The sequence below is a fragment of the Neomoorella stamsii genome (assembly GCF_002995805.1).
Classification (GTDB): Bacteria; Bacillota; DSM-521; order Neomoorellales; family Neomoorellaceae; genus Neomoorella; species Neomoorella stamsii.
This window is the reverse complement of record NZ_PVXL01000008.1, coordinates 57,216-71,049: the sequence shown is the minus strand read 5'-3', so window position 1 is coordinate 71,049 and position 13,834 is coordinate 57,216. Positions and strand designations below refer to the sequence as shown.

13 protein-coding genes are annotated in these 13,834 nt (G+C 50.1%); 12 read left to right on the top strand and 1 reads right to left on the bottom strand.

The annotated features are described in order from the left end of the window. The first annotated feature begins 443 nt into the window (after positions 1-443). The 7 genes from MOST_RS01340 to splB all read left to right on the top strand — a co-directional run bounded on the left by MOST_RS01340 (position 444) and on the right by splB (position 7,963). Positions 444-1,649 carry a transaldolase family protein gene (locus tag MOST_RS01340; protein ID WP_244267106.1) on the top strand — a complete coding sequence of 402 codons (1,206 nt, stop codon included), beginning with the start codon at positions 444-446 and terminating at the stop codon, positions 1,647-1,649. 54 nt (positions 1,650-1,703) lie between these two features. Next, a complete protein-coding gene (locus MOST_RS01335; RefSeq protein WP_054937321.1) occupies positions 1,704-2,558 on the top strand; it encodes a transketolase in 855 nt (284 codons plus the stop codon). Next, positions 2,542-3,528: a transketolase family protein gene (locus MOST_RS01330; protein ID WP_054937320.1), complete on the top strand. Its 987-nt coding sequence runs from the start codon at positions 2,542-2,544 to the stop codon at positions 3,526-3,528. The genes MOST_RS01335 and MOST_RS01330 overlap by 17 nt, the downstream gene beginning before the upstream one ends. Continuing rightward, a complete protein-coding gene (gene rpiB / locus MOST_RS01325; RefSeq protein WP_083476708.1) occupies positions 3,491-4,042 on the top strand; it encodes a ribose 5-phosphate isomerase B in 552 nt (183 codons plus the stop codon). Before MOST_RS01330 ends, rpiB begins: the two co-directional genes overlap by 38 nt. Before the next feature lie 5 nt (positions 4,043-4,047). Further along, positions 4,048-5,007: a PHP domain-containing protein gene (locus tag MOST_RS01320; RefSeq protein WP_054937319.1), complete on the top strand. Its 960-nt coding sequence runs from the start codon at positions 4,048-4,050 to the stop codon at positions 5,005-5,007. A 6-nt stretch (positions 5,008-5,013) separates the two neighbouring features. Then, positions 5,014-5,943 carry a class II fructose-bisphosphate aldolase gene (locus tag MOST_RS01315; RefSeq protein WP_054937318.1) on the top strand — a complete coding sequence of 310 codons (930 nt, stop codon included), beginning with the start codon at positions 5,014-5,016 and terminating at the stop codon, positions 5,941-5,943. A gap of 988 nt (positions 5,944-6,931) precedes the next feature. Next, positions 6,932-7,963, top strand: a complete 1,032-nt coding sequence (splB, locus tag MOST_RS01305; protein WP_054937316.1) for a spore photoproduct lyase — start codon at positions 6,932-6,934, stop codon at positions 7,961-7,963. A 14-nt stretch (positions 7,964-7,977) separates the two neighbouring features. On the opposite strand, the gene thiM is transcribed toward splB, so the two are convergent. After that, on the bottom strand, positions 7,978-8,781 hold the full coding sequence (gene thiM / locus MOST_RS01300; protein WP_054937315.1) for a hydroxyethylthiazole kinase: 804 nt from the start codon (positions 8,779-8,781) through the stop codon (positions 7,978-7,980). 254 nt (positions 8,782-9,035) lie between these two features. On the opposite strand from thiM, the gene MOST_RS01295 reads away from it, so the two are divergent. From MOST_RS01295 to MOST_RS01275, 5 genes are all read left to right on the top strand, one after another. Next, positions 9,036-9,794 (top strand): GntR family transcriptional regulator, encoded by a 759-nt coding sequence (locus MOST_RS01295; protein WP_083476707.1) that lies wholly within the window; start codon positions 9,036-9,038, stop codon positions 9,792-9,794. Between the two features lie 13 nt (positions 9,795-9,807). Then, positions 9,808-10,761 (top strand): sugar kinase, encoded by a 954-nt coding sequence (locus MOST_RS01290; RefSeq protein WP_054937312.1) that lies wholly within the window; start codon positions 9,808-9,810, stop codon positions 10,759-10,761. 88 nt (positions 10,762-10,849) lie between these two features. Further along, positions 10,850-11,746 (top strand): dihydrodipicolinate synthase family protein, encoded by an 897-nt coding sequence (locus tag MOST_RS01285; RefSeq protein WP_054937311.1) that lies wholly within the window; start codon positions 10,850-10,852, stop codon positions 11,744-11,746. Between the two features lie 22 nt (positions 11,747-11,768). After that, the gene (locus MOST_RS01280; RefSeq protein ID WP_054937310.1) at positions 11,769-12,245 is read left to right on the top strand and encodes a tripartite tricarboxylate transporter TctB family protein; all 477 of its coding nucleotides are present in this window, start codon (positions 11,769-11,771) and stop codon (positions 12,243-12,245) included. A 13-nt stretch (positions 12,246-12,258) separates the two neighbouring features. After that, positions 12,259-13,758, top strand: a complete 1,500-nt coding sequence (locus MOST_RS01275) for a tripartite tricarboxylate transporter permease (RefSeq protein ID WP_054937309.1) — start codon at positions 12,259-12,261, stop codon at positions 13,756-13,758. Positions 13,759-13,834 lie beyond the last annotated feature (76 nt).

Here is a 13,834-nt window from a genome sequence, read left to right as displayed (position 1 = left end):
AGGGTTAAAATCCTTAGACGTCCAACTTTGATTGCTGCCTTAAGCAGTGGGTGGATATTTCTGTCCCTAAAACAGGTTTCGCAAAAAAGTTTCGGAGGGGCTTGACAAGGCCCTTCCATATCAGGAGCCTGGGACTACCATTATTGTCCCGGGCTCTATTTATTGCCCCTGTCCCGCAAAAATACAGCCTTAGCCGTAACAAAAAGCAGCCTGGATGGCTCATAGGTCTAGAATGGTAGCCGTGCAAGTATTCCAATGCATTTTTGCAGTGAAAATGGGAGCAGGAGATGGATAAGGAATGGAGTTACACAAGGTTTGTTTGCAAAACAGCCCTTGTAATCACAATTTACGGCCCCTGCTTTTCTCCCCAAAGCCGTGAATTGTGGCATAGAAATTGCAAAAGCCGAGTAATGGGCTAGAAATATAGGTGGGGGGAGACTTCGTTGAGTTGTACCAGTGGCTATCAGGAAAACGCTATGGAAAGACTAGCTCAGACAAACGAAAACACGGAACTCTGGTGGGACGCCAATCCACTGATATACGAAACCTGGTGTGCCAGATTTCTGGAGGCGGCACCGGAGGAGGTTAGAGAGCCCCTTAAACAACAGTTGAGAAGATTGTGGGGGGAAGAGCAGGATCCGGGCGACTGGGTATTCAAGGGAGTTACCACCAACCCGCCCCTGACTAAGGCCGTATTTGATTATTTAAAGGACGAAGGACTTTCGTTAATGCTGGAGATCCACCGCCGCTGTCCCTTCTTAAACGCCGGCGAGATCGCGTGGGAAGCCTATAAGGAGGTCTGCCGGAAGGGGGCCCGGCGCTACATGCCCCTTTTTGAAAGTTCCGGCTATCGTTACGGCTTTGTTTGTGCCCAGGTTGATCCCAGATTGTACCAGAACACGGCGGAGATGGTGCGGCAGGCCTTGGAGTTGTGGAACCTGGAAGCCAATATGATGATCAAGCTTCCGGCTACCAGGGCCGGAATTGCCGCCATTTACTTACTTACGGCCATGGGCGTCCCGACCAACGCCACTTTCTCCTTTACCCTGCCGCAGATTATGGCCGTAGCCCGGGCGGTAAGCGCGGGCAGGGAGTTGGGAGAAAAGTTAGGTACCAACTATTCCCGGTGGCGTTCGGTTATCACCTTCATGATTGGGAGGTTCGAGGATGCCGAAACCTTTCGGGAACAGGCCGGGCAAAAGGGGATTCAGCTTACCGAAGAGCTTAAGAGGTGGGCGGGAATAGCCCTCGCCAAAAAGGCCCATCGCCTGTTGAAGGAGCAAGGCTATCCTGGCAAATTGCTTATAGCTTCCAGCAGGGTAGGGCCCGTGGTAGAAGGGCGCCGCTATATTTGGCATATAGAACAGCTGGCCGGCGGGGAACTGGTATATACCATGAACCCCGAGCTCATCCATGACTTCATGCTGCTATACTTCGATCGGCCGCTGGCCAGGAGGATAGAGGAACCGGTGCCCGGGGCCGCTTTAGAACAGCTTTTGCAGGTTCCCTACTTCGTGCGAGCCTATCTGGAAGACGGTATCCCTGAGGAAGAGTTTGAGATCCTGGAGCCCTTTGCCACAGCTTACCAGCAGTTTTCCAAGGCCATGACGGATATAGAAGCCTATGCCCAAGGCATCTTGAGTATGTAGTTGAGGCTGGCCTGGAAAAATCCTTCGCCAGATAGGAGGCCCGATAAAACTGTGATGAAGGATAGCGAACTTGAGGTTCGAAAAATCCAACAGGCTGCCGCCCAAATAAGGAAGGATAGCATCTGGATGAGCACCAGGGCGGGCTGTGGGCATCTGGCTCCGGCTCTCTCCATAGCAGAGATCGTGGCTGCTTTATATTTAGGAGTTATGCGTCACAATCCTCAGCAGCCTAATTGGCCTGATAGGGATAGGTTTATCCTCAGCAAAGGGCACGGTTGTCTGGCCCTCTATTCCATCCTGGCCCAAACGGGCTATTTTGATCGGCGGCGGCTAAGGGAGTTTTGTTCCACCTATGACACTCCCCTGCCTGGGCATCCGGAAAGGAAGTTGCCGGGGGTGGAGGCGAATACCGGTTCCCTGGGACACGGTATAGCCTTGGGCATGGGTATGGCCTTGGGGGCACGTTTAGACGGGCGGAAGTATCGCGTTTTCGTACTTACCGGCGATGGGGAGTTGCAAGAAGGGAGCAACTGGGAGGCGGCCATGGCCGTGGCGCGTTATGGGCTGGATAATCTGGTGGTAATCGTAGACCGCAATCAGTTGCAACTGGGCGGCTTTACCGAGGAGATAGGCCGTTTGGAACCCTTGGCCGCTAAATGGGCGGCTTTCGGGTGGAGCACGAAGGTGGTTGATGGCCATGATGTAGTGGCGTTGCTGGCAACTTTGCAGGGGGTCCCTCCGGAGGAGGGCAAACCGACTGCCGTCATCGCCCATACGGTTAAAGGGAAGGGTCTCCCATTAGCCGAGAATAAAGTGGAATGGCATTATAAAGTACTCACGAGGGAACAGTATGAAGCCCTAAAAGATGAGCTGCAACTGGGGGAACTATTAGATGACTGCCCGGCATGAATCTACCAGAAGTGCTTTTATAGATGCCCTGCTTCAAGCAGGAAGTATCCCCAATAGCGACATAGTGGTGGTAGCCGCCGATTCCCACTCCCGCTACGGTGATTTTGTAAAACGGTTTCCGGAGAGAAGCTTTAATGTGGGCATAGCCGAGCAGACCATGATTGGCGTGGCGGCTGGTCTGGCCCTGATCGGTAAAACGGTAGTCACTACGGCTTACGCCAATTTTTTGACCTTCAGGGCGCTGGAACAGATAAGGGTGGATATAGCCGCCGAAAAGTTGAACGTAAAGCTCGTCGGCACGGACACCGGCTTTGCGGCCGCCTGGTCGGGTTACACCCACTTGGCCCTGGAAGATATGGCGGCCATTAGGGCCTTGCCCCATATCGTGATAGTAGATCCTGCCGACGCTCGCGAGGCTTTTGAAGCTACCTGCGCGATATTGGAATATCGCGGTCCGGTGTACCTCCGTCTCCGGGGCAGGCAGGAAGAGCCCTCATTGCCTGTTTACGCCGGCCCCTTCCGTATCGGGGAGGGGAAGGTGCTGATGGAGGGGAGGGATGTGCTCCTTATCGCCTGCGGCAGCGCAGTATACGAGAGCTTAAAGGCTGCGCAACTCCTGAAGGAGACGGGCCGTACGGCCACGGTAGTGGATATGGCCACCGTTAAGCCCCTGGACGTATCCCTCCTCCTGGAGCTGGCTTCCTCCATCCCCAGAGTGGTGACCGTAGAGAACCATAACATAACAGGAGGCCTGGGAACAGCCGTGGCTGAGCTTCTGGCCGAAAAAGCCTTAGGTACCCGCCTCTTGCGATTGGGTTTGAGAAACAGGTTCGGCACGGCGGGCTCGGAAGAGATGCTTAAGAAAGAATTCCGGCTGGATGCTGAAGGCATAGCTACCTCTGTAAAAGAGTTCCTGGATGGGGGGAATAAGGATGAAAATTATTATCGGCGCCGACCACCTGGGATTTGAACTGAAAAAGATCTTAAAGGCTTATTTGCAGGAAAAAGGGATAGAGGTGGTGGATGCAGGAACTTACAGCAATGAGCCGGTAGATTATCCCGACATCGCCCTGGCGGTAGCGGAGAAAATAGCCGCCGGAGAGTACCCCAGAGGCATTTTAATATGCGGCACGGGGATAGGCATGGCCATAGCGGCCAATAAGGTGCCCGGCGTCCGTGCCGCCCAATGCCATGATATCTATTCGGCAGAAAGGGCGCGGAAGAGCAATAACGCCCAGATTATTACCCTGGGGTCCCTGGTTGTGGGCCCGGAGCTGGCGAAAAAGCTAATAGACGTTTGGGTGGAATCCGAGTTTCAAGGGGGCAGATCTTTACCGAAAGTAGAAAAAATAGATAAGATAGACAGGAAGTACCGTATGGCTTTAAGGGAAATTGCCACAGAAGGTTCAAGCATTCGATGTTGCGGCAAAGGCGCGGAGGCGGGACCAGTCAATGGTCTACACCAGGATACTCGGGAGGTGTAAGGCGGATGGATATCCAGAGATATGCGTGTGACCTCCACTGCCATACCACCCGCTCCGACGGGAACGATTCACCTATAGAACTTATTGAGCATGCTGCCGAGGTAGGAGTGCAGGTGGTAGCTATTACCGATCACGACATACCGCCGCCCTTGTGGGAAGAAATCGACGGGCGGGAGGTAGATCTGCGGGTATTTGCCGGCCGGCGGGGTGTGCAAGTCGTGTTGGGTTACGAGTTCTCCTGCGACACCTATGTAGATGATGTGCACATCCTGGGATATAACCTGGACTGGAATCATCCCCAACTGATCGAGGAAGTGGCACGCGCCCGCTCCAGTAAAACGGAAGCCTATCGGCGCCTGTGTGAAGTTCTGACTTCTAAAGGCTTGGCAGTTGACTTTGAAAAAGACGTGCTGGAGTACGTAGATGAAAACAACGAAAAAAAGTACCGGAATCCTGACGAAGTGGAAAGGAAACATATTTTTGAGGCCATGGCCCGAAAAGGTTATGCCCCGAGCTGGCAGAAGGCCAAACTCCTGGTGCGCGACGATCCGGAACTCAACATAAAAAGAAGGAAGATCGATCCGCTGGCGGCCATAGACTTGATTAAAGCCTGCGGAGGAACGGCGGTTTTGGCCCATCCCCTTTTAATAGACGAGGTGATTCATTATCCGGACGGCCGGAGCCTAACGCGAGCCGAGTATATTGCGAGGCTCATCCTGCGGGGGCTCGACGGCATGGAGGCGTGCTATCCTTACAGTAAAACCAGCTACAAGGGGTCATGGTCGGATGCACAGGCAGAAGCCTACATTCGCCAAGAGTACAAGGGCAAAGTCAAGTTCTTTACCGGGGGTTCGGATTATCACGCCGACGGCCGGAAGGGAATCGCCAACCCCAGGCATTTGGGGGAAGCCGGGATATCCCTGGAGCAGTTTGTAGCTATCAGTGAGTATCTAGTAGGGAGGTGACGGAGGATGCCGCTAGTAGATAGCAAAGGAATGCTGGTCTTTGCCCTTAATAACCGCTTCGCCGTAGGCGCCTTTAACGCTTATAACCTGGAGATGGCTCAGGGGATTGTGGAGGCGGCCGAAGAGGAAGATGCCCCGGTGATTGTCCAGATCAGCCAGGGGGCTCTGGAGTATGCCTCGGAACAATGTTACGCCGGCTTTGTGCGGGCCCTGGCGGAGGCAGCTTCTGTTCCGGTAGCCTGCCATCTGGACCATGGGGTCACTTTTGAGGTAGTCATAAGGTGCTTGCGGGCCGGCTTTACGTCCCTCATGTTCGACGGCTCAGCCTTACCCCTGGAAGAGAACATTCGAGTGACCAGGGAATTAGTAAGAATTGCCCATGCCGCCGGGGTCCCGCTGGAGGGGGAGATAGGCAAGATCCCGGACGCCGCCAAAGGTCCCCTGACGCCGGAGGAAAGGAGAAAGTTTTTAACCACTCCGGAAGAGGCCGTGCAGTTCGTGGAAGGAACGGGAGTAGACGCCCTGGCGGTGGCGGTTGGCAGTGCCCACCGGATGAGGGTACAGGCGGCAGACCTGGATATCGAACGGATTGCCTTGCTGCGGGAGAAGGTAGGGCTCCCTTTGGTTTTGCACGGCGCTTCTGGGGTACGGGACGCCTCCCTGAAGGAGGCTATTCTGGCCGGGATTGCCAAGGTGAATTTTGCTACTGAGCTTAACAAAGCCTTTACCTCCGGCTTGAGAGAGAAACTCGCGCAGGATCCGGATGTTGTGGATGTAAGGAAATATGGGGTTTTGGCCCGGGACAGGGTTAAAGAGGTGGTTAAGGAAAAGATCAATATTTTAGGTGCGGCCAGGAGGGGGAGAGAGGTTCTAAGTTTTATTTCTAATTTTTACTCGGGGCGTGTCTCAGCAGATATGCCCGGAGCGATAGAGTAAAAAATAGGCAAAGGGGTGAAGGAACACCCCTGTTTTTTTGCCCTGCGTGGCGCTTCTACATGGACAGTGGCTTTTAGAGAAAGGCACAAAAGCGGAGTGAAAGCGGAGGGATCCCGGAGAAGAAGCGGAGGGTTCTGGGTTAAGGGTAATTTAAGTGGGGAAAGTGGTTCGGGCAATAAGGAAGATTATGGTCTGACAGCCTGACAGTTAGCCGGAAAAACATTGACAGACCTTCTATCTCCAGGCAATTACGGTACTGGCTGCGGAAGTATAAAAACCAGGAGGATACTTCTCACATTACCCGGTGGCTGCAGGTAGAAATAAGTGAGCAATCTTGTGTAGATCAGGGCAGCTCCTTTACTATTTAAGAAAGATGGTTAAACCCCCACCTTAGGTGCAAGGTGGGGGTCATTTTACGTTTACTTTCATTTGGTGGCAAGCAGTCTGTTTTTGCCGAAGGTATAAAACTATTTCCCGGGCGTAGATGAGCTTCAGAAAGCCAGTAAGCGGCTTAAAAAGGGCAATGCGGGTTGCTGATAATTTCCCGGAAAACCCCAGGAAGATGGTGGCAAAATTGCCGGCAAGCGGCTGCACAGCTCCGGCAAATAAAAAGCCGCTTTAACAACAAGAATCGCCTCGGCGGATAAGGAGGGCCTCTTTCTAAAACAGCAGGCAAAAATCACTGCTCCAGCTGTTTCTTCAGCGCGGCGATTTATTCCCACATCTTACCGATACCCAGGCTGAAGCGGCCAAAGTGATCGAGAGCATTTTTTGCAGGTAGTTCAGCAGGCAACAGGTAGGTTTGCAAATGTTTGCAAACCCCAAAAACAGAACCCCGGAAGCCTTGAGAATCAAGGGTTCTGGGGCTTGAAACAAATATTATCAGTATCTCCCTCAAGGCGAAAATTATATTCTCCGGTCATTACCGCGAGCTCGCTGCGGCGGAATAATATTGCCACCTCGAACTGGACAGACTAGGGCCAGGCAGGTGATAAAAACGAGCGCGAATATCAAACGGGTTGTTTTTGAGCCGGCAGCCCTCAATTATCCTCTGGGTAAAAAACTATATCATGCTTTCCGTCAAAAAGGGCTCGAGATACACTTTACTCCATCCCACAACCGGGTAATTTGTGTCCCGGGTAAATCAGTGCAAGAAAGCTTCGTGGAAGCCAAACGAACCCTGGTGGTGGGGGTAAGACGAAGCAGGCATTTAGAAACCTGTAAACCTTCGGCCCACTACCAATTGCCCCTGGCTACCAGTTGCCCGGCAATGTGTGAGTACTGTTACCTGTTTACTCATTTTGGACGCAGGCCTTACCAGAGAATTTATGTAAATTTGAGTGAGATTCTGGAGCTGGCCGCGGAATATATTGAGCGCAGAAAACCAGAGGTTACGGTTTTTGAAGCGGCAGCTACTTCAGACCCCATTCCGGTAGAAAAATATACCGGTAACCTGGCCCGTACCATTGAATTTATGGGTAATCAACCCCTGGGGCGCTTGCGCGTTGTCACCAAATTTACCGATGTTGCAAACCTTTTGGGATTAGACCACCGCGGTCATACCCGCTTTCGTTTTAGTATTAACGCCGCAAATATAATTAAGCGTTTTGAGCATGGTACGCCGCCGCTGGCAGAACGGCTGGCAGCAGCCCTTAAAATAGTAAAGGCCGGTTACCTTCCGGGTTTTATCATAGCCCCCATATTTTACCTGGACGGCTGGCAAGAGCAGTACCGTGCTCTTTTTCAAGAAATTGCCCGGCAACCTTTATTGGCAGAACATAATGACCTGACCCTGGAATTGATAACCCATCGCTTCACTAAAAAGGCGAAGACCACTATAGAAACTTTATTTCCTAAAACAGAATTACCTCTCGATGAAGAGAACCGTACTTTCAAATACGGCCAGTTCGGTTACGGTAAATATGTTTACCCCGCCAAAGTAAAAACAGAGATTGAGTCGTTTTTTAAAGAGATGGTAGCTGCCTATCTACCCCGGGCAGCTATAGAATATTTTATATAGCTAAGATTATCAGTTTACAAGGCGCGTATTTTTACTCCCCGGGCGAGTTCTTCGCCGGCTAAATTATAAAGCGTATCCAGGAGGGCTACCTGGAAGCTGGCCGGTCCCTGGCTGGCTGCCGCCGCCTTTTCAGCCGCCAGCCCATAATAGGCCAGGGCCGCGGTACTGGCCGTTACACCATCATCTTCCACTGCCCGGAAAGCGGCAATTATGGAGGTGGCAGAACAGCCGGTACCGGTAACAAAAGTCAGCAGCGGGTGCCCGTTGTCTACTGCCAGCAAGCGTTCCCCGTCACTAATGTAATCGGTAGCTCCCGTAACCGCTACCACAGTATTTAAATCCCTGGCTACTTGCTTGACCATGTCTGCTACCTGGGCAGGAGCCCCTGCAGCATCTACTCCTTTTGTATGCCCGCCAAAACCACCTATGCTGGCTATTTCCGACGCATTGCCGCGCAGGATATCGATATGCAGTTCCTTGATAATTTTTTGCGCCGTCCGGGTGCGGAAAGGCGTAGCCCCGGCTCCTACAGGATCGAAAACTACGGGGATGCCGGCCTTATTGGCTGCTTTACCTGCCAGGAGCATCGCTTCTACTACCTCTCCCGTCAAGGTTCCCATATTCAGTACTACCGCCTGGGCCAGGCGGGCCATATCAGCTACTTCTTCCCTGGCATAGGCCATGACCGGCGAGGCGCCGATGGCCAGCGTCACATTAGCCGTAAGATTGGTTACCACTAAATTGGTAATATGATGTACTAACGGCCGTTGTTCATATACCCTTTGCCGTCTCGAAGCCACCTGTTCTCCCCAGTTCATAATACCCTTCCTTTCAAGGAGCTTTTTACCTTGTTGAACTTTAGTATACCATAAAGTTCAAGCTGTGGAACTATAAATATGTCCAGGTCAAGCCACAAGGCAAAAAGAAATATTGCGGGGCGGTTTTTGAGAGAAAAATTTTTTAAGAAATTTTTTAAGGATAAAAGAGGAATCTTCGGAGAGATGTCGAATATTACTATTGCAATAACCTGTACGGACAGGGACGACATGGTATTAACAAAGAGGGTGACGACTTGTTTGAGCGGGATTCCCCGGTGCCTCTTTACCATCAGGTTGCTGATTATCTCAGGCAGCAGATTCAAAGCAATATCTTAAAGCCGGGTGATCGAATACCTTCTGACTGGGAAATGGTAAAGGAATTTAAGATTAGCCGGCAGACAGCCAGGCAAGCTATTGCTGAGCTGGTTGCTGAGGGATGGGTTTTTCGGCGTTCAGGAAAAGGAACCTTTGTGGCCACTCCGAAAATAAGCAGCCAGTTAAGCACCATGATAGGCTTTTCGCAAAAAATGGCCCAACAAGGTTTTCGCGTGAGTACGCAGTTGATTTCAGCCGGGGTGGTCCCTGCAACAACCACGGTGGCAAGTAGTTTAAAGGTAGCCCCGGGAGAAAAAGTTATTGAGATTAAGCGCTTACGTCTGGTTGATGAACAGCCGGCGGTTTTACAATGGTCCTATTTACCCTTCCCGCGGTGTGCCGCCTTATTGGAAGTTGACCTAAGCATGGAATCGTTGATTAAAACGCTGCATCAAAAATGCGGTATAAGGCTTGTGCGCTCAAGAGACACTGTACAACCAGTAGTAGCAAAAGGCATTGAAGCAAAGATTTTAGGTGTTAAGGAAGGAGAGCCGTTACTGGTCGTAGAAGGCGTGCTTTACACCGAGGGTAACGAACCTATTCGATATGGTAAGGGACTATATCGTGGGGACATGTTCAAACTAACTGTTGAAAACTACGAAGTTCTTGGTCAAAGATCGAGCTCAGAGGCGACTTAGGAGGGGTATCCTTGTGCCTGAAGTTGTAACACTGGGAGAAACTTTAGCAGTCTTAGTAGCAACTTCCCCTGGCCCATTGCGTTATAGTACACATTTTGAATTGCGTACCGGTGGGGCTGAATCTACGTTTGCTGTTGGTATTGTGCGTTTGGGCCATAGTGCAGGTTGGATTAGCCGGTTAGGGGACGACGAGTTTGGCAAATTGATCCTTGCAATGATGCGAGGAGAAGGTGTCGATGTTTCACAAGTAAAGCTAGACTCTGAAGCTCCCACAGGAGTATTTTTCAAAGAACGTCGTGAAGCAGGGGAAAGCCGAAATTATTACTACCGGCAAAACTCAGCAGCCAGTAAAATGAAGCCCGAAGATATCGACCCGCAATACATATGCAGTGCGAAATATTTACACTTGACAGGCATTACTCCTGCCCTTAGCCCTTCCTGCTTGGCAACAGTAGAGAGAGCCATGGATATTGCGAAAGAATGTGGTGTCTTAATTTCTTTTGACCCAAACCTTCGATTAAAACTATGGAAAAAGGAAAGAGCTATTCCTGTCCTTCTCAACCTAATTAGGAAAGCCGATATTCTTTTTCCTGGTATCGAGGAAGCCCAAATACTCCTTGGTGAAAACGAGCCCGAAAAGATTGTTGAGCGTTTTCTTGAGCTGGGTCCGAGCATTGTGGCTTTAAAGCTTGGTTCAAAAGGTGCTTTGGTTGCTAATGCGCACCAGGAAGTTTATGTACCGGCCTTTTCGGTGGAGCGCATTGTGGACCCATTTGGTGCGGGGGACGCTTTTGCTGCAGGCTTAATAACAGGATTGCTTGAAGGATTGAGCTTGGAGGAAGCTGGGAGGATAGCTAATGCTATGGGTGCTCTGGCTTTGGGTGTTACTGGAAATATAGAGGCGCTGCCTTATCGAGATGAGCTAATCGCTTTTATGAGTGGTAACCCGACAATTATAAGTCGATAAATTAACTTAGTTAAGGAAGGCCACTGCTGCGCAGGCAAAGCCTGCTAGCAGTGTCGATAAATTAACTTAATTAAGGGGGTTTTTATGAATGCAAAAACATCATATCGAAGGAATTCTTCCGGCATTAGTAACACCCTTTGATGCGGAAGGAGAGGTGTACATTGAAGGTTTAAAACGTTATGTTGAGCACTTGGTCAGCAAAGGGGTACACGGTCTTTTTGTCTGTGGGTCGTATGGCTCAGGGCCTCTTATGACTCCCGAGCAAAGGATGCAAGTAGCAGAAACTGTGGCCGAAATAGTAAATGGCCGAGTTAGTATTGTACTTCATATAGGGGCTGCAGATACCCAAACGACATTACGGTTATTGAAACATGCTGAAAGCCTGAAGGTTGATGCTGTTGCTGCTGTTACACCCTTCTATTATAGACACTTAAAGGGAGCCATTATTAACCATTATAAACGGCTAATTGATGCTTCAAACCTACCTGTACTTGTTTATAACAACCCCAAGTACGCCCATTATGTGGTTACTCCTGAAGTTCTCTCAGAGTTGGCCGAATATGGCCTTGCTGGAGTTAAAGACAGTAGCGGCGATATTGCCCTTTTCTATAACTTTATGGGTGAGGTTAAAAAGCCGGGTTTTGTCTTTTTAATTGGCTCGCAGACTCACCTGGTACCAGCTATGATCGGCGGCGCTTCAGGCTGTGTTTCAGGTCTGTCCAATGCGTTTCCGGAATTTATCATTCATATCTATGAACTTTGCCGACGGGGCGAATACGAAGAAGCGGCTAAATTACAAAAGAAGGCCAATGTGCTTCGGAAGGTCACTGGAGAAGGGATTCCCGTTCCTTTCTATCACGCCGTCATGCGCATGTTAGGGGTAGACATTGGAGTACCCAAAGCTCCGTTTGAGCCTGTTTCCGAAGAAGAGTACCAGCATATTCAGAAAACACTTATTGAACTCGGCATGCTGGAGCAGCAGTGAAGCCAGGTGGGGAGGAGTATTAGTGGAGAGTAAAGGGATCAATGAAGTAAAAAGAAGTATTCCATGGATAGATCTACTACTCTCATTGAGCTGCTGGCTCCTGGCACTTTACATCCTGCTGGCGGTAAGGCATTTTCCGCGCCTTACCGCTGCAGTGGAAGTTGTGGGTTCAGGCTTTGTTCCTAAGCTCATTGCTTATTGTTTAGTTTTTTTGGGAGCATGGCTATTAGTGACTTCTGTTTTGTTTAGGAAAGAAGAGGTTACTAAAATCGAGATTGGAACGAACAACCTGGAGAAAATACTGTTAATAGTACTTCTATTGGGGTTTAAGATGCTGTTACCTGTGCTTACATTTATACCTGGCACTTTTCTGTTTGTGGCAATTTCCCTAAAGCTGTTTGGCGAGCGATCTTTAAAAAATATCATAATCATCAGCGCTGTAGCTACGTTAAGTTTGTACTATGTCTTTCACTCTTTGTTAAGAATGCCCTTGCCGTGAGGAGGTGTTTGTAATGGAAACAGCCTGGTCGTTACTAATCTCCATTTTGGGTAGGCCGGAAGTTTGGTTTTACACGCTGCTTGGCACTATTGGAGGTATTGTTGTAGGGGCCATACCAGGTTTAACAGCGACAATGGCAGTAGCCGTACTCATTCCTTTTACCTTTCGCATGGAGCCGATAGTTGGTCTGGCAAATTTATGTGGTATCTTCGTTGGCGGCGTATACGGCGGCTCAATAAGCGCTATCCTATTGCGCATTCCAGGTACTCCGTCTGCTGCCTTCACTTCGTTGGATGGCTACCCCATGGCGGTACGTGGGGAGGCCGGACGGGCAATCGGCATAGCGACGATATCGTCATTTATTGGTGGCCTGGTATCTGTAATATTCCTTATTGTGGCAGCCTCGTTCATAGTGAAAGTAGCTCTTAAATTCGGTGCACCGGAATTCTTTGCTATTGCAGTCTGGGGACTCGCATCTGTGGCAGACGTTACTGGCAAGAAGCTCGTTTACGGGTTAATTTCGGCAGCATTTGGTGTTTTTTTAGGGACTATTGGGCTGGATCCCATGACAGGTGCTCCGAGGTTTACTTTCGGCTTGGAAAATTTACAAGGCGGTCTAGAGTTTGTACCGATAATGATAGGATTATTTGGCTTGTCTGAGGTATTGAACCAACTTGGTCAAATGGAAACCGGGCAAAGGGTTACCCAAAAAATAGGTAGCCTCCTGCCAGCGTGGGCTGACGTCAAGAGGATTTGGCGTACATGGGTCAGAGGAACGCTTATTGGCATCTGGGTCGGTGTGCTGCCCGGAGCCACGGGAGGCGCCATGGGTTCATTGATGGCGTACAATGCGGAAAAGCGGGTTTCAAAACACCCTGAGGAATTCGGCAAGGGAGCTCCCGAGGGAATTGCAGCTTCGGAGTCGGCGAATAACGCTACAGTAGGCGGAGGCTTTGTCCCATTGCTCACACTAGGCGTTCCTGGAGATGCAATTAGTGCGCTATTGATAGGTGCGTTTATGATGCATAACCTGCGTCCTGGCCCTTTACTTTACGAACAAAATCCTCAGCTTGTTTACGGCATATATGGTTCGCTTATTTTGGCGCATTTCTTCTTCCTGATTCTGGGTCTAGCAGCTGCTCGGGTATTTGCTAGGGTTCTTAATATTCCTCGCCCCATTTTACTGGCGTTCATCGTAACTTTCTGCACGTTGGGTTCTTATGCGGTAAGTAATGATACTTTCAATATACTAGTTATGCTGGTATTCGGTATCCTTGGCTTTATTATGGAACGTATAGAGATGCCTGTAACGCCTATGCTTTTAGGTTTAGTGCTAGGTCCCATGGCAGAAAGTAGCTTGCGAACTGCATTAAAAATGTATGAAGGCGACGTTTCGGTGCTGTTTACACGACCCTTTAGCTTGTTCTTTTGGGTTCTCACGGCTGCCATGCTAATTATACCCCGAATACAGCAGGTTAAGGCAAAAAGGCAAGCGGCAGCCGTTAAGAACTAATGAAACCAGTTGGGGGTGAGAAAACGAGGTTGCTTGGACGAAGGTTTAAATGGAGTAACAATTTTATGCAAGTATA